Below are 19,287 nucleotides of genomic sequence, written 5' to 3'. Positions count from 1 at the left end.
ACGAATTCAATCGGCTGCGTCACTGTTTGGCGAATTGGCGGGCGCCGGCCCCGGCCGTCCGGGTGATAGACTCCGGCCCCTTGGCCATAGGAGGCAGCGTGACTTCCAGCATCTTCTGGTACGACTACGAAACCACCGGCATCAATCCGCGTTGCGACCGCCCCATCCAGGTGGCGGGCATCCGCACGGACGAGGCGCTCAACGAGATCGAGCAGCCGCTGAACCTCTATTGCCGGCTCAGCGACGACATCCTTCCCCACCCGGGCGCCTGCCTGGTCACCGGGATCCTTCCGCAGACCCTGCGCGAAAAGGGGCTGGACGAAGGCGAGTTCATCACCCGCGTGCACGCCGAGTTGTCGCGACCGGGCACCTGCGGCGCGGGCTACAACACCCTGCGTTTCGACGACGAGATGACCCGCTACAGCTTCTACCGCAACTTCCACGACCCCTATGCGCGGGAGTGGCAGGGCGGCAACAGCCGCTGGGACCTGATCGACACCCTGCGTACCGCCTATGCCCTGCGCCCGGAAGGCATCGAGTGGCCGACCGAGGAGGGGCGTGTGTCGCTGCGCCTCGAACGCCTGACCGCCGCCAACGGCATCGACCATGGCCAGGCCCACGACGCCCTTTCCGATGTGCGCGCCACCATCGCCCTGGCGCGCCTGGTGCGGGACCGGCAGCCGAGGTTGTACGACTTCCTCTTCCAGTTGCGCAGCAAGCACAAGGTGCAGGAACAGATCCGCCTGCTGCAGCCGCTGGTGCATATATCCGGTCGTTTTTCGGCGGCACGGCATTACTTCTCCGTGGTAATGCCGCTCGCCTGGCATCCGAAGAACCGCAATGCATTGATAGTCTGCGACCTGTTATCGGATGTATCGCCGCTGCTGAACCTCGATGCGGAAACTCTGCGACGTCGCCTCTATACAAGGCGCGATGAATTGGCGGAGGGCGAAGTGCCGGTGCCGTTGAAACTCGTGCATATCAATCGTTGCCCGGTAGTGGCCCCGCTTAGTGTCCTGCGGGCGGCGGACCAGCAGCGCCTGCAAGTGGACTTGGCGGGGATTCAGGAAACGGCGCGACAACTTGCCGAGTTGCGCACGCAGTGGCAGGACAAGTTACCGGTCATTTACGCGGAGGACGCCTTTCCCGGAACCGAAGATCCGGAGCAGCAACTCTATGACGGTTTTATTGGTGATCGCGACAGGCGACTCTGCGAGCAAGTGCGAAATGCCGAACCGCTTCGCCTGGCGCGTGAACCCTGGCCATTCGATGATGTGCGTTTACCGGAGTTGCTCTTCCGTTACCGCGCTCGAAACTTCCCGGACACTTTGTCACCTGCGGAACAGGAACAATGGACGGCATTCTGCAGAAACCGGCTGGTTGATCCGGCCCTGGGCGCGCCCACTACCCTGGCGGCGTTCGATCAGGCCGTGCAGGAGCTGAGCGCGGGCGCCACGCCCGCCCAGTCGGCGATACTCCAGGCCTGGGCGGAACACGCCGCCGTATTGCGCCAGCGCTACCGGCTATGAAGGGATGCCCCTTTGCAACAAGGGGTTATTCCGGACAATAAAAAACGCCAGCTTTCGCTGGCGTTTTTCGTTCCGTTGGCAATTAGCCCAGCAGGGTGGCCCAGCTTTCAACGGTGTCGGCGCCCCACTTGGCTTTCCACTCTTTCAGTGTCTTGTGGTTGCCGCCTTTGGTTTCGATAACTTCGCCGGTGTGCGGGTTCTTGTATTGCTTGACCTTGCGGGCGCGTTTGCTGCCAGTGGTCTTGGCGGCAACACGCGGGGCCTTGGAAGTTTTGGAGTCCGGATCGAGCAGGGCGATGATATCGCGCAGGGACTTCTGGTATTCGCCCATCAGGGTGCGCAGTTTGCCTTCGAACTCCAGCTCTTTCTTCAGCTTGTCGTCTTGCGACAGGTTCTTCAGGCGCTCTTGCAGTTCTTTGATGGCTTCTTCGGTGGCGCGGTATTCGTTGATCAGCGACATGTCTGAGTCCCTTGGTGAAAATGGTGTTGGCGGCGGTGACTTGAATGTCAGGGATAATAGTCAGCGCGCTAATACAAGTAAACAGCGGGAAAAGTTTTGTCGGGATTATTTTCCCGACAGGCCGTTGTTTGAATTAATGCGCACTGTCCCAATCGATCGATCCGGAGGTTGGAACTTGCGTGCATCGGGGCCGCCCTCCGAGTTGGGCCGATGGGGAGCATGCGGTGACGGGAACTTCACGGGGCAGCTGAAGTTTTCACGGTGTGTGGATAGAATGGCCGCCTTTGCGAAGTATCTGGAGTTTCCCCCATGCGCACATTTCGTCTGGTGATCGCCTGTCCGGACGGCGTTGGCATCGTAGCCAAGGTCAGTAATTTCCTGGCTACTTATAACGGCTGGATTACCGAGGCGAGCCATCACTCCGACACACAGAGTGGATGGTTCTTCATGCGCCACGAGATTCGCGCCGATTCGCTGCCCTTCGACCTGGAGGGTTTCCGCCAGGCCTTCGCGCCCATCGCCCGTGAGTTCTCCATGGAGTGGCGCATCACCGACTCCGCCGTCAAGAAGCGCGTCGTGCTGATGGCCAGTCGCGAGTCCCACTGCCTGGCCGACCTGCTGCACCGCTGGCACAGCGGCGAGCTGGATTGCGAGATCCCCTGCGTGATCGCCAACCACGACGACCTGCGCAGCATGGTCGAATGGCACGGCATCCCGTACTTCCACGTGCCGGTGGACCCGAAGAACAAGCAGCCGGCCTTCGAGCAGGTCTCGCGCCTGATCGACGAGCACAAGGCCGACAACGTGGTGCTGGCGCGCTACATGCAGATCATCCCGCCGGACCTGTGCCAGAAGTACCGTCACCAGGTGATCAACATCCATCACAGCTTCCTGCCCTCGTTCATCGGTGCCAAGCCTTACCACCAGGCATCCCTGCGTGGCGTGAAGCTGATCGGTGCGACCTGCCACTACGTCACCGAGGAGCTGGACGCCGGCCCGATCATCGAGCAGGACGTGGTGCGCATCAGCCACCGCGACAACATCGAGGACCTGGTGCGCCTCGGCAAGGACGTGGAGAAGCTGGTCCTGGCCCGCGGCCTGCGCTACCACCTGGAAGACCGCGTGCTGGTGCACGACAACAAGACCGTCGTCTTCGACTGATCGCGTAACAGGAACAAGGAACGATCCCATGCTCAAGTCCGTCCAGGTTCGTGACTACATGACCCATCACCAGGTGAGCTTCCGGCCGGACACCGACCTGTTCCTGGCCATCGAGCGCTTGCTGGAGCACCGCCTTAGCAGTGCCCCGGTGGTCGACGCCCAGGGCCACCTGCTAGGCATGCTGTCCGAGTCCGACTGCCTGCGCGGCATCCTTTCCGGTGCCTACTACGATGCCGTAGGGGGAGTGGTGGGCGCGTGCATGCAGGCGCAGCCGGGGAGCGTTTCCCCGGACGAGGACGTGGTCGATGTCTGCCAGCGCTTGCTGCGCGAGCAGCATGAGGCCTTGCCGGTCGTGGAAGGCGGTGTGCTGGTGGGCGTGCTCAGCCGTCGTGACGCCTTGCGCGCGATCAAGGCCTTCGCCCAGCACGATGCCGGCCGCCCGACCTAGGAGCTTGAGCATGTCCGACCCTCTCGACCGCGCGACCTCGAAAGCCCCGCCCACCCTCGGCGAGGGATGCGTGCGGCGCTATGACCCCGAGGCGCTGGACGAGGAGGACGGCACCGACTTCCCGGATGCCGAGGCCCTCTGGAAACAGATCCAGGACGAAGCCGACGAAACGAAAAAGGCGCCTTGAGGCGCCTTTTTCATGCCCGCGGGGTTCAGATGCGGAAGCTGTCCACCAGGTGCTTCAACCGGGCAGCCTGCTGCTCCAGGTCGGCGCAGGCGCGCAGGGTGGCCTGGAGGTTCTCCACGCCTTCCTGGTTGAGCATGTTGATCTCGTTGATGTCCATGTTCAGCGACTCCACCACCGAGGTCTGTTCCTCGGTCGCGGTGGCCACGGACTGGTTCATCCCGTCGATCTCGCCGATGCGTTGGGTCACGCTGGAGAGGCGCTCGCCGGCGAGGTTGGCGATGGTCACGCTCTCCTCGCTGTAGCGCTGGCTCTCGGTCATGGTGTTGACCGCCTCGCGCGCGCCCACCTGCAGCTCCTCGATCATCTTCTGGATTTCCTGCGCCGACTCCTGGGTGCGGTGGGCGAGGTTGCGCACCTCGTCCGCCACCACCGCGAAGCCCCGGCCGGCTTCACCGGCACGGGCGGCTTCGATGGCGGCGTTGAGCGCCAGCAGGTTGGTCTGCTCGGAGATGCCCTTGATGACCTCGAGGATCTGCCCGATGTTCACCGTCTTGCTGTTCAGCGTCTCGATGTTGCCGCACGAGGCGCGGATCTTCCCGGACAGGTCGCTCATGGCGACTATGGTCTTCTCCACCACCTGGCGGCCGTCCTCGGACTGGTTGCGCGCATCGGACGCCTGGTGCGAGGCATCGGCGGCGTTGCGGGCGATCTCCTGGGCGGCGGCGCCCAGCTCGTTGATCGCCGCAGCGACGCTGTTGGTGCGCTGGGCCTGCTCGTCGGAGTTGCTCATCGACGAGTTGGAGGCCGACAGCACCAGCTTGGCCACTTCGTTGACCTGGCGCGTGGTGGCGGAAACCTCGCGGATGGAGGCGTGGATGCGCTCGACGAACCGGTTGAAGGACTGGGCCAGCTCGCCGAACTCGTCCTGGGAATGCACCTCCAGGCGGCGGGTCAGGTCGCCTTCGCCCTGGGCGATGTCCTGCATGGCGCGGCCCATCAGCAGCAGCGGCTGCATCAGCACGCGGATCAGCATGCCCAGCAGGGCGATGATGATCACCACGGCCACGACCGTGACGATGATCGCCGAGGTGCGGAACTCACGCAGCATCGAGAACGCCTCGGCCTTGTCGATGGACAGGCCGATGTACCACTTCACCGTCGGCAGGCCCTTGATCGGGGCGAAGGTGAGGATGCGTGCCTCGCCGTCCAGCTCGGCCTCGGAGAAATCGGTGCTGATGCGCGGGGTGTTCTGCGGGTAGAGATCCGCCAGCTTCTTCATCACCAGGTCCTTGTTGGGGTGGACCAGGATGGTGCCGTCCTCGCTGACCAGGAAGGCGTAGCCCATGCCCTGGAAATCCAGCGAATTGACGATCTGCTGCAGCGTATCCAGGCTCAGGTCGCCGCCGACCACGCCCTTGTCCCCGGCGGGGGTGGCGATGGTCATGATCAGCGCGCTGGTGGCGGCATCGATATAGGGCTCGGTCAGCGTGGTGCCGCCGGCGGCCATGGCGTCCTTGTACCAGGGGCGGGTACGTGGGTCGTAGCCTTCCGGCATGGCGCTGTCCGGGCGCATGGTGAAGGAGCCGTCCGAGCTGCCCAGGTAGGTGAAGGCGAAGGTCGAGGCCAGCACCTTCTGCTCCAGCAGTGAGGTCACGGACTCGGCCTCGGCATGCCGGGCGATGTTCTGCGCGACGTTCTCCACCAGCAGGATGCGGCCCGAAAGCCAGTTCTGGATGTTGCTGGCGGTCACGTCCCCCATTTCCCTGAGGTAGCTTTCAAGATCCTCGCGGATCGCATTCCGTTGCAAGTAGTCGTTGTAGAGCGTGAAGAGCGAGAACGCCGCTATCACTACCAGAGAGGCTGCCAGCAGGATCTTGTGGCTGAACTTCAGGTTCTTGGTCATGTCTTCTTGCGTCCGATTGAGGCAGGTACCAGTCTTGGCGGGCCACCGGTTTTTTATGAACGGATCCGGCGTTGAACACTGTGTCGGTAAAGAACCAGTAAAGCTTGAGGATGGCGAGATGCCTGCATCCAGATCGATAATTCTTGGCGCTGACCCCTCCGGCCAGCCGATCACCCAGGCGTTGCGCCTGGCCAACCGCCACGGCCTGGTCGCGGGCGCCACCGGAACCGGCAAGACAGTGACCCTGCAACGCCTCGCCGAAGCCTTCAGCGATGCGGGCGTGGCGGTCTTCGCGGCCGACATCAAGGGCGACTTGTGCGGCCTCGGTGCCGCTGGCGAGCCCCAGGGCAAGATCGCCGAACGCATCGCCTCGATGCCCTGGCTCGAACACCAGAGCAAGGCCTACCCGGTGACGCTCTGGGACGTTGCCGGCAAGAGCGGCCACCCGCTGCGCACCACCCTCAGCGAAATGGGCCCGCTGCTGCTGGGCAACCTGCTGGAACTCACCGACAGCCAGCAGGCCGCGCTCTACGCCGCCTTCCAGGTGGCCGACCGCGAGGGCCTGCTGCTGCTCGACCTCAAGGACCTGAAGGCGCTGCTCAACCACCTGCGCGAACACCCCGAACTGCTCGGCGAGGACCGCGCCCTGTTCGCCGGTGCCTCCGCCCAGGCACTGCTGCGGCGCCTGGCGACCCTGGAGCAGCAGGGCGCCGATGCCCTGTTCGGCGAGCCGGCGCTGCAACTGGAAGACATTCTCCACCCCGACCGCGACGGTCGTGGTCGCATCCACCTGCTCGATGCCAGCCGCCTGGTGCACGAGGCGCCGAAGGTCTACGCCACCTTCCTGCTCTGGCTGCTGGCCGAACTGTTCGAGCAGCTGCCCGAGCGCGGCGACGCCGAGCAACCGGTGCTGGCACTGTTCTTCGACGAGGCGCACCTGCTGTTCAACGACACGCCCCGGGCCCTGCAGGAACGCCTGGAGCAAGTGGTGAGGCTGATCCGCTCCAAGGGCGTTGGCGTCTATTTCGTCACCCAGTCCCCTGGCGACCTGCCCGACGAGGTGCTGGCCCAGCTCGGCCTGCGCATCCAGCACGGCTTGCGCGCCTTCACCGCCAAGGAGCAGAAATCCCTGCGCGCGGTCGCCGACGGCTTTCGTCCCAACCCGGCCTTCGACAGCCTCAGCGTGCTCACCGAGCTGGGCATCGGCGAGGCGCTGGTGAGCACGCTGGAGGAGAAGGGCACGCCGGCCATGGTGCAGCGCGTCGCCATCGCGCCACCGCAGTCGCGCATCGGGCCGCTCAGCGAGACCGAGCGCGCCGAGCGGGTGCGCAGCTCGCCCCAGGCCGGGCGCTACGACAAGCCGATCGACCGTGAGTCCGCCTACGAGATCCTCAGCGCCCGCGCCGCCGAGGCACCGGTCGCTCCCGAGGCCAAGGGCAAGGCCGGGCCCGCCGATCCGGACCCGGGGTTCGCCGGTGCCGCTGGCGAACTCCTGGGCAGTCTCGCCAGCCAGGCGATGAAGACCGCCGTGCGCCAGGCGGCCAACCAGCTGGGCCGCCAACTGGTGCGCGGCCTGATGGGATCGCTGCTGGGGGGCAAACGCCGCTAGTGCCCGCCAACCCGGGGGACACCGCAACGAAAAGGGCGCCCGTAGGCGCCCTTTCTTATAGCGGGGGGATCAGACGAAAAGCTTGGTCGAGATCCAGAACAGCCCAGCGGCCAGGGCCATGGAGGTGGGCAGGGTCAGCACCCAGGCCAGCAGGATGTTGCGCACGGTGCCGCCCTGCAGGCCGCTCTTGTTGGCGACCATGGTGCCGGCCACGCCGGAGGACAGCACGTGGGTGGTGGAAACCGGCAGGCTGTAGATGTTGGCCAGGCCGATGGCGGCGGCGGCGGTGATCTGCGCGCTCATGCCCTGGGCATAGCTCATGCCCTGCTTGCCGATCTTCTCGCCGACGGTGAGTACCACGCGCTTCCAGCCGACCATGGTGCCGATGCCGAGGGCCAGGGCCACCGCGATGATCACCCAGAAGGGCGCGTATTCGGTGGTGGCGGTCAGGTCCTTGCGCAGCTTCTCCAGGTCCGCCTTCTCGCGGGCCGGCAGGTCGGAAAGCTTGCCCACCTTCTTCGCGGTGTCGTCCAGGCAGAGCAGGTAGCGGCGGGTCTCGACGCGGGTTTCCTCGCTCATGTCGGCGTAGCTGGCGACGCCCTTGAGGTTGGTCAGCAGACCATCGATGGTCGCTTCGGTCTGCTTGGGATCGCAACGGAACGCCTGCGGCATCTCGCTGGGGGTGGCCTTGCCCAGGGCCAGCATCTCACCGAGGGTGTCGTTGTGGCGCTGGTAGAACTGGCTCAGGTGGGTGGCCGCGTCACGGGTGCGTTCGATCTGGTAGGTGGTGCTGTTCAGGTCGAGCACGAACTTGGCCGGCACGATGCCGATCAGCACCAGCATGATCAGGCCGATACCTTTCTGGCCATCGTTGGAACCGTGCACGAAGCTCACGGCCATGGCCGAAAGCACCAGGACCAGGCGGTTCCAGAAGGGCGGGTGCTTCTTGTCGTCGACTTCCTTGCGGGTCTCCGGGGTCTTGTGCATCTTCGACGCCGGGTACAGCCACTTCAGCGACAGCAGCAGCAATGCCGCGACCATGAAGCCGGCGGCCGGCGAGAAGATCAGCGACAGGCCGATATCGATGGCCTTGCCCCAGTTCACGCCTTCGCCCAGCGGCAGGTCGCTGATCAGCGCGTTGGCCAGGCCGACGCCGAGGATCGAACCGATCAGGGTGTGCGAACTGGAGGCCGGGATACCGAAGTACCAGGTGCCGAGGTTCCAGGTGATGGCCGCTGCCAGCAGCGAGAACACCATGGCCAGGCCGTGGCCGGTGTTGACGTTGATCAGCAGCTCCACCGGCAGCAGGTGGACGATGGCGTAGGCGACGCCGACGCCGCCCAGCAGCACGCCGAGGAAGTTGAAGATGCCGGAGAGGACCACCGCGCGGTAGGGCGACATGGCCTTGGTGTAGATGACCGTGGCCACCGCGTTGGCGGTGTCATGGAAACCGTTGATGAACTCGAAGGTCAGGACGAATGCCAGGGCGAGCAACAGGCTCAGCACCAGCCAGGCATCAAGCCCGCTGAAGAGATCGAACATGAAGGTTTAGTGACAGGCTGGTTAGGGGGCGCGAATTATGCCAGAAAACCGGCCCGCGCCCAGCGTCCGACCGCTGATCGGTATCGGTTACCACTGCGTCACGGCAGCGCAGCCCAGTAAATCAGGGCCATGCAGGGCATTGTTCGAAATCGTTTCAGCTGTCCTGGCCGAGTTCTTTCTCGATTTTCTGGATTTCGCGCTCGAAGGCCTGGTCCTGGTAGGTGGGGCGCTTGCGCCAGGGTTTGCGTTCGGGGTCGGGCTGCGCGGCATAAGTGGTCACTTCGCCGCCGTAAACATCCTTGTAACGTTTTTCCTGGCGCTCGAGTTCGGCGCGCAGTTCGTCTTTCGTCACGTATTGATCCGCTTGGTCTGAATAATGGGTCTTGAGTTTCCGGCGATGGAGGGCGCGAGGGCCTTCTGCAACTTTCGCCTGTCATGGACTTGGGCCGGACGGCCGTTCCATTTTCTTCAGCGACCATCCCGGTCGACTTTCTTACACCACCGAGAGCCAGGCGCATCGCGCCTTTGCGCAACTAAGCCGGATAACTTCGGAGGGGCGGCGAAGTATATAGGGAAACTCACCAGAAGCTCTATCGAATAGAAAGCCGAAGTCACGACGAGTTCAACTTTCGTTGCACTCGCCGTGCACGTCCCTGGTGCTTGTTCAGAGGCTGCGGATGATGCGTCCGAGCGTTTCCATCGCCTGTTCGCTGCGTGTCGTCCAGGGGTGGCCGTAGTTCAGGCGTGCGCAATTGCTGAAACTCCGGGTCGCCGAGAAGATCGGCCCCGGCGCGATGCTGATGCCCTGGGCGAGCGCCAGCTGGAACAGGCGCAGCGAGTCCACCTGCTCGGGGAATTCCAGCCAGAGGAAGTAGCCCCCGTCCGGACGGCTCACCCGGGTCTGCTCCGGCAAATGGCGGGCGACTGCGGCGAGCATCGCGTTCTGCTGGCTTTCCAGGGCGTAGCGCAGGCGCCGCAGGTGGCGGTCGTAGCCGCCGTGCTGCAGGTAGTCGGCGATGGCCGCCTGGGCCGGGACCGAGGCGGAGATGCTGGTCATCAGCTTCAGCCGCTCGATCTCCCCGGCATAGCGCCCCCCGGCCACCCAGCCGACCCGGTAGCCCGGTGCCAGGCTCTTGGAGAACGAACTGCAGTGCATCACCAGGCCCTCGCTGTCGAAGGCCTTCACCGGCTTGGGCGCCTGCTGGCCGAAGTACAGCTCGGCATAGACGTCGTCCTCGATCATCGGCACCTGGTATTGCTTGAGCAGTTCCGCCAGGCGTCGCTTGCGCGCTTCGGTCAGGCTCGCCCCCAGCGGGTTGTGGAAGTTGCTCATGAACCAGCAGGCCTTGATCGGCAACTGTTCGAGGCTGCGCTCCAGCACTTCCAGGTCGATGCCCTCGCGCGGGTGCACGGGGATCTCCACCGCCTTCAGCTTGAGCCGTTCCAGCACCTGCAGGCTGGCGTAGAAGGCCGGCGACTCGATGGCCACCAGGTCGCCCGGGCGGGTCACCACCTGCAGGCAGAGGTTGAGTGCCTCCAGCGCGCCGTTGGTGATCACCAGCTCCTCGATGGGCAGCGGCAGGCCGCCGACCATGTAGCGCAGGGCGATCTGCCGGCGCAGGGCGTGGTTGCCGGGCGTCATGTCGGCGACGGTGGAGCGCGGGTCCATCTCCCGTACCGCGTGGGACATGGAACGCGCCAGGCGTTGCAGGGGGAACAGCTCCGGGCTGGGGAAGGCCGAGCCGAAGGGCACGGTGTCCGGGTCCTTGATGGAGCTGAGCACCGAGAACACCAGCTCGCTGACGTCCACCTCGGTGGTGGCGGCCTCGCGGCTGGCCACCTCGGGCTCGCGCAGCGGGCGCTGCACGTGCTGGCAGACGAAGTAGCCGGAGCGTGCGCGGGCCATGATCAGTCCACGGCTTTCCAGCAGGTAGTAGGCCTGGAACACGGTGGAGGCGCTGACGCCGTAGGTGCGGCTGGCATGCCGCACCGAGGGCACCTTCTCCCCCGGTGCGAGCACGCCGGTACGGATCAGCTCGGCGATCTCGTCGGCGAATTTCTCGTAGCGCTTCATCTTGTCCTGCGGGTGGGCGGCCTGGGCCGCCCACTCTAAGCGCTGCGTCGGGACGCCGCCAGCTGCGCCGTCCATGCTCAGCGCCTCGGGCTGACGAAGGTGCTGTCGGCGGTGGCGGTCGCCGTGTCACCGTCCAGGCTGGTGATGCGGAACACCAGCTCGCGGGAGCCGCCGCCCAGGGTGTCGTCCTCCTGCGCCACCGAGACCGGCAGTTCGAGGATCTCGCCGGCCTCGATGCTCACCTCCGCCGGTGCCTGCAGGCGCAGGCCCTCGCCCTCGGCCAGCTCCAGGCGGTAGCGATGGCTGAGCTGGGTCTTGTTGATCAGCTTGAGGTTGTAGATGTTCTCGATCTCGCCGGCGGCGTTCTCGCGGAACATGCCACGGTCCTTGATCACGTCCAGGGATATTTCCGAACGCGAGGCCAGCAGCCAGCCGAAGGCGCCGATCATCAGCACCAGGGCCGTGGCGTAGCCGATCAGGCGCGGCCGCAGCAGGTGGGTGTGGCCGCCCTCCAGGGCGCGTTCCGAGCTGTAGCCCACCAGGCCACGGGCGTAGCCCATCTTGTCCATCACCGAATCACAGGCGTCCACGCAGGCCGCGCAGCCGATGCAGGCGATCTGCAGGCCGTCGCGGATGTCGATGCCGGTGGGGCAGACCTGCACGCACACCGTGCAATCGATGCAATCACCCAGGCCCTGGGCCTTCGGGTCGCTGCCCTTCTTGCGCGCCCCACGGGACTCGCCCCGGGCGGCGTCGTAGGACACGATCAGCGTGTCCTTGTCGAACATCACGCTCTGGAAGCGGGCGTAGGGGCACATGTGGATACACACCTGCTCGCGCATCCAGCCGGCGTTCACGTAGGTGGCGGCGGTGAAGAACAGCACCCAGAACAGCGAGACGCCGCCGGCCTGAAGGGTCACCAGCTCGGTGGCCAGTTCGCGCACCGGGGTGAAGTAACCGACGAAGGTCACCGCCGTCGCCAGGCTGATGGCGAGCCACAGGCCGTGCTTGGCGACGTTGCGCGCCACCTTCTCCACGCCCCAGGGCGCGGCGGCCAGCTTGATGCGCTGGTTGCGGTCGCCCTGGGTGCGCTGCTCGACCCACATGAACATCCAGGTCCAGACGCTTTGCGGGCAGCTGTAGCCGCACCAGACCCGGCCGGCGAACACCGTGATGAAGAACAGCCCGAAGGCGCAAATGATCAGCAGCCCCGAGAGCAGGATGAAATCCTGCGGCCAGAAGGTCGCGCCGAAAATGTAGAACTTGCTGTCCTCCAGGCTCCAGAGCACGGCCTGGCGGCCATCCCAGTCGAACCAGAGGGTGCCGAAGAACAACAGGCACAGCAGCCCCGCGCCGAGCAGGCGGAAGTTGCGGAACCGCCCCGTGAAACTGCGGGTGTGGATGGGGGCACTGGAGGCGTAAAGGGACTTGCTGGCGGCGGCGGGGCGACTCGGTTGGACGACCTCTACCTGCCTGACGGGAATCATCTCGCTCATGATGCTGGCCTTTTGGGCTATGACGGCGAGGCGGACTATAGGGAGAGGCTGATACTGGAAACAGATTCAGGTGATGGGGCAAAAACCATATCAGATGGAACGGGAGGACCGCCCATGCCGCAAGGCACTTGGTTCCGGGCGTAGCCCGGGTGCACCGTGCGGCATGCGCGGCAATAGGTCGCAGCGTTAGAGGCGCAGCACCGGGCGATAGCAGTTGGCGATCTGCGCCTGGCAGGGGTTGACCCCGGCCGGCGCTGTTCCACCCCCATGGCGTACTCGCACACCAGCAGCACGTGGCGGGGACCGGCAAGGCTTCGCCCCGCACCTGTGCAGGCGCATCGTCCGGATGGAGCAGCACCATGAAGTGCCGCAGCGGTGTGGGATCGATTCATTCGCGCAGCGGTGCCCGAGTCTGCATGGCACAACGTTTCAGTGGCCCCCGCGTTCGCGAGGGTGACGGTACAAATCCGGGCGCCCAGCCAACCCCCGTCATCCTCGCGAATGCGGGGAACCACTCGACAGAGGGCGGGGAGTTCCCGCGCAAGGCTGTCTGCAACAGGGCCTCATGTGCATGACGGGTGCATTCAGCGCGGTGCTGGTGGCGAGTCCGAGGTGCGCGCAGCACACCCTACGTCCGGAGTGAGCGGCGGCTGCATGCTCCGAGGCCTGATTACGACCCTTCCAGAAGGGCAAAAGCGAAGCCACCTTCCGCGAGCGTGGATTTTTACTCGTGAAAGACTTCTCCCGCGCGGTCCATCCAGAGCACCCGTACAAGGGCAACCCCGTTGCCCCAAAGGCCCCTCCCGACGCCGAGAGGGGCCCGGCTCGGGTCAGCTCTTCCACAACGCCAGCTGCTCCAGCTTCATCAGCTGCCAGAACTCCTGCTGGTTGCTGCGGCACAGGTCCACCATCGCATCCATCAAGGCCCCTTCGCCGACCTCATCCAGGTAGGGCCCGGGGATGCCCTCGCGCAGGCCCGCGTTGTCCCGGATGATCTCGGCGATCACATGCACGGTGTTCAACCGCGACTCCATCCGATCCACCAACTGCCGCAGCCGGCGTTCCGCAACCTCCTGGCTCATACCGACACCTCCTGGCCGCCGGCCATGAACAGCGGCAAATCCCGCCAGGCCACCCACAGCTCACCCTGCCAGCGCACCACGCCCAACTGCCGGCCCTCGTAGGTCAGCGTTTCACGCGTGGGGGCCGCATCGGGCGTGCGGTGATAGTCATGCAGCGTCGGCACCAGCACTTCGTTCACCCAGCGGCCCACATTGCCGTGCCTGGGCGTGCCGAACTGGAACAGCGCCCGGTAGGCGCCGATATCGCTGATCACCACCACCTCTTCATGGAAGCCGTCGGTGTAGATGAGGGCGAGGGTTTTCTGCTGGTGAGGCTCCAGGGCCGGGAGCAAGGGGAGGGCATCGGCCAGGCCGATCAACTGCGCGAAATCATGGGCGACGAACCAGGGCTGGTTGTCGACCATCGCGGCGCGCAGGCGTTGGTGGTGGTGATAGAAAACGAGAGGGGTGAATGCATTTTTCATGGCATAGGTTCCTTGTCCGGTGGACCACTCCGCCATCCTTCGCTGTCATTCGAAGGGTGGCGAATCGCGCGGGGTTGACAGACCGGGACAAGAGACCGGCAGACCACGGGGGTCTCCCCGCGCGATCCGCCATAAAGCAATGCAGTTGAAAACTGCATGCGTGCTCGTGCCTGCAAAAAACATTCGCTGTTTTTCGCATGCACCTTGTGGCGCACCGCGCCTTGTCATCGGGCTGTCAAACCCGGCCACGGGATTTACCGTGGCTCGGGGAGGATAGGGAGGAGGGGCTGGGAGGGCAAGGGTGTGGCAGTCGTTCGTTACAGGGGGCGTGAATGCGAGCAAATCAACGCCTAACTAACAGGGTCTGCTGCTTGTGAGTGGCAGAAATCGGCCAAAAGCGGACGTTCACGAGTGAGGTGCTGGTCGGCTAGATGTGGTAGCCAAAGACGACGTTCACGTCATCTACGCGGGCAGTCCACTCATCATTGACGGTGGTCAATGGCACTTTGCCTGCACACTGTGATATCCCTAAAACTCCAGTCGACTAGCAGAAGGAAATGCAATATGTCCGGTTCAGGCGGTAGCTATCTGGGTCCAGATACCCCCAGCGATTCTTGTTCAACTCTTCGGTTCGACACTCAGCTTGCATCGCCGAAAGCTCAGGTGATTGCAGGGCTGCAGGTCGGCGATGTGCTCGACATTGCCTTTGGGCAAGGTGGTAACCAGGTTGTTGTTGCGCTGTGGAATGGCGTTGAGGCGGGTGGGATTGTCGATCCACACCTGAACCAACTGCGGAACTGCATGAACCAGAACGAACAGTTCCAGGCTCGTGTACTGGGCATCAGCGGCGGGCAAGTGCGAGTTCGGGTGTATCACGTCTAATCGCGGGCAAGGAGAGCTCCATGATCACCATCGTAGGAGGCGTTTACCGGGAGCGGTGTATGCGCCCGGGTTGGGACGATATCTATGGATCGGCAGGACGCGCGGCAACGGCGATTGCCCGTTTCGGCGGTATAGCTGAACTGCACGCCTCCGTAGATAGTGGAACCCAAGAAGTTGTAGAGGCGCGCGCAGCCGCTGAGGGCTTCAAGTTCAATGGCGCACCTGCTGAAGCAGGGGTGACCTTTGAGTACATCCATGGTCTGGCCAATCCCGACATTCGACGTGGTACTCATGCCAGGTCGACTTTGGTGGTGAGCGGAGAGAAGGTCCTCCGCTTCGGCATGATCGATGGAACCGCGGTGGTGAGTGCAGACTTCGCGGTGTTTGATCCCCAGAACGCTGATGAGCCTGAATCCTTCAGCGCCAATGGCTCCACCGCCAAGCACCTGGCCTTGGTCCTGAATCGCCACGAAGCCAACTTGCTGTTGCCCGGCTCCCGCGGATTGTCCCCTCAGGACATCGCGGCTGCTTTGGCTAAACAGGAAAACGCGGAAGTTGTTGTCATCAAAATGGGGCCCTTGGGTGCCTTTGTGTACGACAACGGCAAGATCTCCACGGTACCGGCCTATCGCACGGAGCGCGTATGGAAGATCGGTTCCGGTGACACCTTCGCTGCCCACTTTGCGCTGGGGTGGCTGGACAACGGCCTGTCTGCTCACGATGCCGCTTCGATTGCGTCCATCGCGACAGCCTTCTATTGCGAGAGCCAGGGATTCCCCGACCAAGCCTTGTTGGCAGCATTCAAGCCGAAGGCCTTGCAGCCCTCTCAGCGGTACCGCGATGGCTACATACCCAAGGTCTACCTCGCTGGCCCGTTCTTTACGCTCGCTGAGCTCTGGATGGTCGGGCAGGCTCGCCGGGACCTGAAAGCCATGGGCCTCGACGTTTTTTCTCCCTACCACGATGTCGGTCTGGGCACCGCGGGAGACGTTGTGGAAAAAGACCTCGAAGGTGTCCGCAACTGTGATGTGCTGTTCGCGATCGGCGATGGCTTTGACTCGGGCACGATTTTCGAGATTGGTTACGCCCGAGCCTTGAACAAGCCCGTCGTTTTCTATGCGGAGAATGAGTCCGAGCAAGATCAGAAGATGATGGAGGGCTCCGATTGCACCATGTCTGATGACTACGTCAGTGCGGTCTATCAGATGGTCTGGGAAGCGGTGGAGCTATGAAAACAGGTTTGCTGTTGTCCGGAGGCATGGACTCCTTGACGCTTGCTTGGTGGAAGCGGCCAGACATCGCATTCACCCTCAACTACGGTCAGCTGGCGGCACAGGCTGAGATCGAAGCTTCACGCACGATCTGCCAGCAGCTGGATATTCCACATCACGTGATTGAGATCGACTGTCGTCAGCTTGGCTCTGGAGACATGGTGGGCACCCAAGCTGAAGGCTTGGCACCGGCCTCCGACTGGTGGCCGTATAGGAACCAGATGCTGGTCACGCTGGCGGCGATGAAGGCGATTTCGTTTGGCGTGACACACCTATGGCTCGGCACGGTTAAGTCGGATGGCTTCCACAAAGATGGTTCGCCTGAGTTCATGGCTGCAATCAGCCATCTGCTCTCCCTGCAGGAGGGCGGCATTGTGGTTGAGGCCCCCGCGATCGAGCTTTCTACTGCTGAGCTTGTGCGTCAGTCGGGCATTCCAGCTGGGCTCCTGGCCTGGGCCCACAGTTGCCACAAATCTCACGTGGCATGTGGTAACTGCCGCGGCTGCAACAAGTACATGGAGGTCTTCCTAGAGGTCGGCTATGACCTGGATCGACCTGGCTGATCCCCTGCCCAGGAGTGCTCCTGAGCCTTACACCCCGATCGTGTGGGAGCTGGGTGTGACTTGCTCGCTCCCATCCACCTCGGGTGTGCCTGATCGGCCGTTCAGCGAGGTCATAGACGCCCGCGCGTCGCATCGTGAGTTCGGCTCTGTTGATGACCAGCAGCTCGGTGCATTCCTCTGGTTGGCCTGCAGAACGCGTGGAGTGGGTGCTTCGGAACTTGGTTTCGACCTAGAGCATCGAGCGGCGCCGTCCGCAGGCGCGATTCACCCTATTCATGTCGTCATAAAGCGACCTGAAGATGGCCGGTGGTGGTTGTATGTGCCCAGGAGTCATCAGCTCGCAGAGATTAAGCATGCGTCCGCCAGGCTCGCAGGCCTGCTCGATCTGAGCCTGCAGGTTCTGGCAGGCGATCAGGCAACCCGTTTTCTATTCCTGGCCGAGCCAGAGAGGACCTTGGGGAAGTACCAAGACGGGTGCAGTCTCATCTGGCGTGATGCGGGCGCGTTGCTCGGAGTGATGGCCCTGACGGCTACAGCCCAGGGACTCAACTTCTGCCCGCTCGGCATCACGGGCGAGCCTTGGGCCAGTGGTTTAGCCGATCAGGGCAAGCTGGCGGGGGTTGGTCTTGCGCTTCTTGGTGCGGCCGCGAGCAGCTGAGTCGGGATTATGGTGGCCCATCCCCATGATGCTGTGCACCGTGGAGGGGGACGACATCATTTCCAGCCACATCAGCGCATCCAGCTCGGAAGCCCTGACACCGAGCCCTTTGCTGAAGCGGATGAACTGTTCCTCGAGCTCCAGGTAATTGCGCTCGACCGTCAGGTTGTCCTCGAAGAACTTGCCCAGCAGGCCTGCCCGCAGGATGTGGATATCCAGGATGGCCACGTCGTCGGCGTCCAGCCAGTTGCGAGCTACCCATGACGCGGTCTTGTAACCAATGCCAGGGATAGCCAGCAGCCAGTCACGAAGCTCCTTTCCTGACGAAAGAGGCGGTCGCTCAGCAGAAAGCTTCTGAAGCGCGGCGCTGAGATAGCGCGCCTTCTGCTTGGCGAACCGGTACCGGACTTCGCGTCCGTCGATCGCGAGGGGCTCCTGCAGCCACTCAAGCAGGACTTCTTCTGCTGGGGGCTTCTCGCCGAAAGCACCACGCTCTCTTACGTGATGGAAGGCAGCGATGCCGACGTTGGCAGGAATGCCATGGCCACCCAACAGGCAAGCGCCGACTTCTTCTTTCAGCGTGGCACCGAGCTTGTAGTTGATTCGGTTGCCGGTGAGCCGGCGGGCATAGACCTGGTATGCCCAATATGCCGGCGTCGGGAATGCTTCCATGGCACCCCATGGGACGCCTGGAAGGACCTCTGCCTCTGCTTGGGGTAGCTCGACATTGAAGACCACTTGGTCCATGAAAATAGCGCCAAGTTGCATTAGGCGGCCTCCTCGTCGTTGCCGTAGAGCTCTTGCATCCACTGCAGTAATTCGTGCCGCTCGATGGGGTCCAGGCTCTCGATGCGAGTGCGGAGCCTGGTTTGGCGGCGCTGAATGGTCTGGCGGTCCCTGAAGGTCTCGCCGAGGTAGCGGGTGTCGTGCAGTCGACTAGGGGGGGCGAAGTTCATCCACACCACTTCCTCGCGCATCTCTACGTGGGTTTTTGCTGGAAAACTGACTTTCCGCCACCCGACCAACTCTCTGTTGTAGAGATCACAGTCATAGCCCGACAGCATCACATTGCAAGGTAGTGCGACCAAGCAACGCAGTAGACGGATGTGGTCAGCTTCGGTGTAGTCGCAGCGGTAGACCTTCTCGCGCCGGCGCGTATCGGGAACGTAGGGCGGATCCACATACACCAGCTCCTCTCCTTCGAACGCATAGCTTTCGAGGAAGGACAGGGCATCGACCTGGTGGAGCTCACAGGTCCCGGGGAGCTTCGACTGCCAAAGCTCGATGACCTTGGAATCAAGGTCCAAGCCGATGTTCCGCTGCGCAGCTTTCTTGTTGCGCATGACGGCGCCACCACCAAGGTGGGACTCAATGTATGTCTGATGCGGTGGCATCAGGTTGATCAAGCGCTGGTAGCACTTGCCTTTTCCGCCTGGGTATCTCATGAGCCCAGCATCGTCAGAAATGACGATGATGTCAACGCTTAACGGCTGAACGGAGATCCAGGGGGTAGTGGCTGTGCAGACTGACTCATCGCACTGCACTCACCAGGAATTGGCATGCAGGTGTCACAAATGGCGGGGCGCTGTTTTGACTTCCTCAAGGCGGAAGTAGCGGTCTCCAGACTTGAGTGCTGGGAACGCCTCGCAGTTTGCATAAGCCTGGCTGTATGAGACGTTGCCTGCCTGAATGTCGAAGACTATGCCCCTGGTCCATAGGATGCCCGGTGCTTGAGATCATCGAGCGTTCCCGCCTCTCCGTTCTCCCCGGCTGCCTTGATAACCACGTCGCGCAAAGTCTGAATTTCCGCATCTTTAGCTTCTGCAAACACCACGCGCGACAGGGTAGGCCTGAAGCCGCCCCCGACGCCGATGGCTGTTTTTATGTGGTTCAAGCTGATTTGGACAAGGGTGACGATCTCCATGCCGTGCTCCGTTTTGTTTGTGGCAGGCGAGGTG

20 protein-coding genes and 1 pseudogene are annotated in these 19,287 nt (G+C 63.3%); 9 read left to right on the top strand and 12 right to left on the bottom strand.

All coding sequences use genetic code 11. The features are described from left to right. The first annotated feature begins 98 nt into the window (after positions 1-98). Positions 99-1,529 carry an exodeoxyribonuclease I gene (gene sbcB, locus ACYJSS_RS13720; RefSeq protein WP_111263378.1) on the top strand — a complete coding sequence of 477 codons (1,431 nt, stop codon included), beginning with the start codon at positions 99-101 and terminating at the stop codon, positions 1,527-1,529. 82 nt (positions 1,530-1,611) lie between these two features. Here the strand turns inward: sbcB and mvaT are convergent, their stop codons facing one another. Next, the gene (gene mvaT / locus ACYJSS_RS13715) at positions 1,612-1,989 is read right to left on the bottom strand and encodes a histone-like nucleoid-structuring protein MvaT (protein WP_111263379.1); all 378 of its coding nucleotides are present in this window, start codon (positions 1,987-1,989) and stop codon (positions 1,612-1,614) included. 309 nt (positions 1,990-2,298) lie between these two features. Between mvaT and purU the strand changes: the two genes are divergently transcribed. The 3 genes from purU to ACYJSS_RS13700 are packed head-to-tail and all read left to right on the top strand — an operon-like array spanning position 2,299 to position 3,785. Next, positions 2,299-3,150 carry a formyltetrahydrofolate deformylase gene (gene purU / locus ACYJSS_RS13710; protein ID WP_111263380.1) on the top strand — a complete coding sequence of 284 codons (852 nt, stop codon included), beginning with the start codon at positions 2,299-2,301 and terminating at the stop codon, positions 3,148-3,150. Between the two features lie 28 nt (positions 3,151-3,178). Further along, entirely contained in the window at positions 3,179-3,598 is a 420-nt protein-coding gene (locus ACYJSS_RS13705; RefSeq protein WP_236204704.1) for a CBS domain-containing protein, read from the top strand. 10 nt (positions 3,599-3,608) lie between these two features. Further along, a complete protein-coding gene (locus tag ACYJSS_RS13700) occupies positions 3,609-3,785 on the top strand; it encodes a hypothetical protein (RefSeq protein ID WP_021218046.1) in 177 nt (58 codons plus the stop codon). 25 nt (positions 3,786-3,810) lie between these two features. Here the strand turns inward: ACYJSS_RS13700 and ACYJSS_RS13695 are convergent, their stop codons facing one another. Both ACYJSS_RS13695 and ACYJSS_RS13690 read right to left on the bottom strand, forming a co-directional pair. After that, the gene (locus ACYJSS_RS13695) at positions 3,811-4,575 is read right to left on the bottom strand and encodes a methyl-accepting chemotaxis protein (protein ID WP_371921724.1); all 765 of its coding nucleotides are present in this window, start codon (positions 4,573-4,575) and stop codon (positions 3,811-3,813) included. A 90-nt stretch (positions 4,576-4,665) separates the two neighbouring features. Continuing rightward, positions 4,666-5,688, bottom strand: a pseudogene (locus tag ACYJSS_RS13690) (HAMP domain-containing protein); the annotation flags it as partial. A 118-nt stretch (positions 5,689-5,806) separates the two neighbouring features. On the opposite strand from ACYJSS_RS13690, the gene ACYJSS_RS13685 reads away from it, so the two are divergent. Next, the gene (locus ACYJSS_RS13685; RefSeq protein ID WP_111263383.1) at positions 5,807-7,297 is read left to right on the top strand and encodes a helicase HerA-like domain-containing protein; all 1,491 of its coding nucleotides are present in this window, start codon (positions 5,807-5,809) and stop codon (positions 7,295-7,297) included. 69 nt (positions 7,298-7,366) lie between these two features. Here the strand turns inward: ACYJSS_RS13685 and ACYJSS_RS13680 are convergent, their stop codons facing one another. The 6 genes from ACYJSS_RS13680 to ACYJSS_RS13655 all read right to left on the bottom strand — a co-directional run bounded on the left by ACYJSS_RS13680 (position 7,367) and on the right by ACYJSS_RS13655 (position 13,955). Next, positions 7,367-8,839: an inorganic phosphate transporter gene (locus ACYJSS_RS13680; RefSeq protein ID WP_111263384.1), complete on the bottom strand. Its 1,473-nt coding sequence runs from the start codon at positions 8,837-8,839 to the stop codon at positions 7,367-7,369. A 154-nt stretch (positions 8,840-8,993) separates the two neighbouring features. Further along, complete coding sequence (locus tag ACYJSS_RS13675; protein WP_236204703.1) at positions 8,994-9,191, bottom strand: hypothetical protein; 198 nt, start codon at positions 9,189-9,191, stop codon at positions 8,994-8,996. 312 nt (positions 9,192-9,503) lie between these two features. Further along, on the bottom strand, positions 9,504-10,913 hold the full coding sequence (gene mapR, locus ACYJSS_RS13670) for a GntR family transcriptional regulator MpaR (protein WP_236204785.1): 1,410 nt from the start codon (positions 10,911-10,913) through the stop codon (positions 9,504-9,506). Between the two features lie 77 nt (positions 10,914-10,990). Next, positions 10,991-12,409 (bottom strand): cytochrome c oxidase accessory protein CcoG, encoded by a 1,419-nt coding sequence (ccoG, locus tag ACYJSS_RS13665; protein WP_236204702.1) that lies wholly within the window; start codon positions 12,407-12,409, stop codon positions 10,991-10,993. 830 nt (positions 12,410-13,239) lie between these two features. Further along, positions 13,240-13,491, bottom strand: a complete 252-nt coding sequence (locus tag ACYJSS_RS13660; protein ID WP_173178733.1) for a hypothetical protein — start codon at positions 13,489-13,491, stop codon at positions 13,240-13,242. Continuing rightward, positions 13,488-13,955 (bottom strand): BRO-N domain-containing protein, encoded by a 468-nt coding sequence (locus ACYJSS_RS13655; protein WP_236204701.1) that lies wholly within the window; start codon positions 13,953-13,955, stop codon positions 13,488-13,490. The genes ACYJSS_RS13660 and ACYJSS_RS13655 overlap by 4 nt, the downstream gene beginning before the upstream one ends. A gap of 564 nt (positions 13,956-14,519) precedes the next feature. Here ACYJSS_RS13655 and ACYJSS_RS13650 point away from each other — a divergent pair. From ACYJSS_RS13650 to ACYJSS_RS13635, 4 genes are read left to right on the top strand one after another with little or no spacing between them, the layout of a single operon-like run. Next, a complete protein-coding gene (locus ACYJSS_RS13650; protein WP_236205558.1) occupies positions 14,520-14,837 on the top strand; it encodes a hypothetical protein in 318 nt (105 codons plus the stop codon). 20 nt (positions 14,838-14,857) lie between these two features. Then, positions 14,858-16,069 carry a PfkB family carbohydrate kinase gene (locus ACYJSS_RS13645; protein WP_236205557.1) on the top strand — a complete coding sequence of 404 codons (1,212 nt, stop codon included), beginning with the start codon at positions 14,858-14,860 and terminating at the stop codon, positions 16,067-16,069. Beyond that, on the top strand, positions 16,066-16,671 hold the full coding sequence (locus ACYJSS_RS13640) for a 7-cyano-7-deazaguanine synthase (RefSeq protein ID WP_236205556.1): 606 nt from the start codon (positions 16,066-16,068) through the stop codon (positions 16,669-16,671). The genes ACYJSS_RS13645 and ACYJSS_RS13640 overlap by 4 nt, the downstream gene beginning before the upstream one ends. After that, positions 16,649-17,329 carry a nitroreductase family protein gene (locus ACYJSS_RS13635; protein WP_236205555.1) on the top strand — a complete coding sequence of 227 codons (681 nt, stop codon included), beginning with the start codon at positions 16,649-16,651 and terminating at the stop codon, positions 17,327-17,329. Before ACYJSS_RS13640 ends, ACYJSS_RS13635 begins: the two co-directional genes overlap by 23 nt. Here ACYJSS_RS13635 and ACYJSS_RS13630 read toward each other — a convergent pair. The 3 genes from ACYJSS_RS13630 to ACYJSS_RS13620 form a co-directional block, all read right to left on the bottom strand. Next, the gene (locus ACYJSS_RS13630) at positions 17,264-18,097 is read right to left on the bottom strand and encodes an 8-oxoguanine DNA glycosylase (protein WP_236205554.1); all 834 of its coding nucleotides are present in this window, start codon (positions 18,095-18,097) and stop codon (positions 17,264-17,266) included. The genes ACYJSS_RS13635 and ACYJSS_RS13630 overlap by 66 nt on opposite strands. Continuing rightward, the gene (locus ACYJSS_RS13625; RefSeq protein WP_275672232.1) at positions 18,097-18,774 is read right to left on the bottom strand and encodes a DNA adenine methylase; all 678 of its coding nucleotides are present in this window, start codon (positions 18,772-18,774) and stop codon (positions 18,097-18,099) included. The genes ACYJSS_RS13630 and ACYJSS_RS13625 overlap by 1 nt, the downstream gene beginning before the upstream one ends. A gap of 254 nt (positions 18,775-19,028) precedes the next feature. Continuing rightward, positions 19,029-19,253 (bottom strand): hypothetical protein, encoded by a 225-nt coding sequence (locus ACYJSS_RS13620; RefSeq protein ID WP_236205553.1) that lies wholly within the window; start codon positions 19,251-19,253, stop codon positions 19,029-19,031. Positions 19,254-19,287: the final 34 nt, after the last annotated feature.

It is taken from the genome of Pseudomonas sp. No.21 (genome assembly GCF_054558415.1).
Note: the sequence above shows the minus strand (reverse complement) of the source record. Positions and strands in the feature narration are given on the sequence as shown.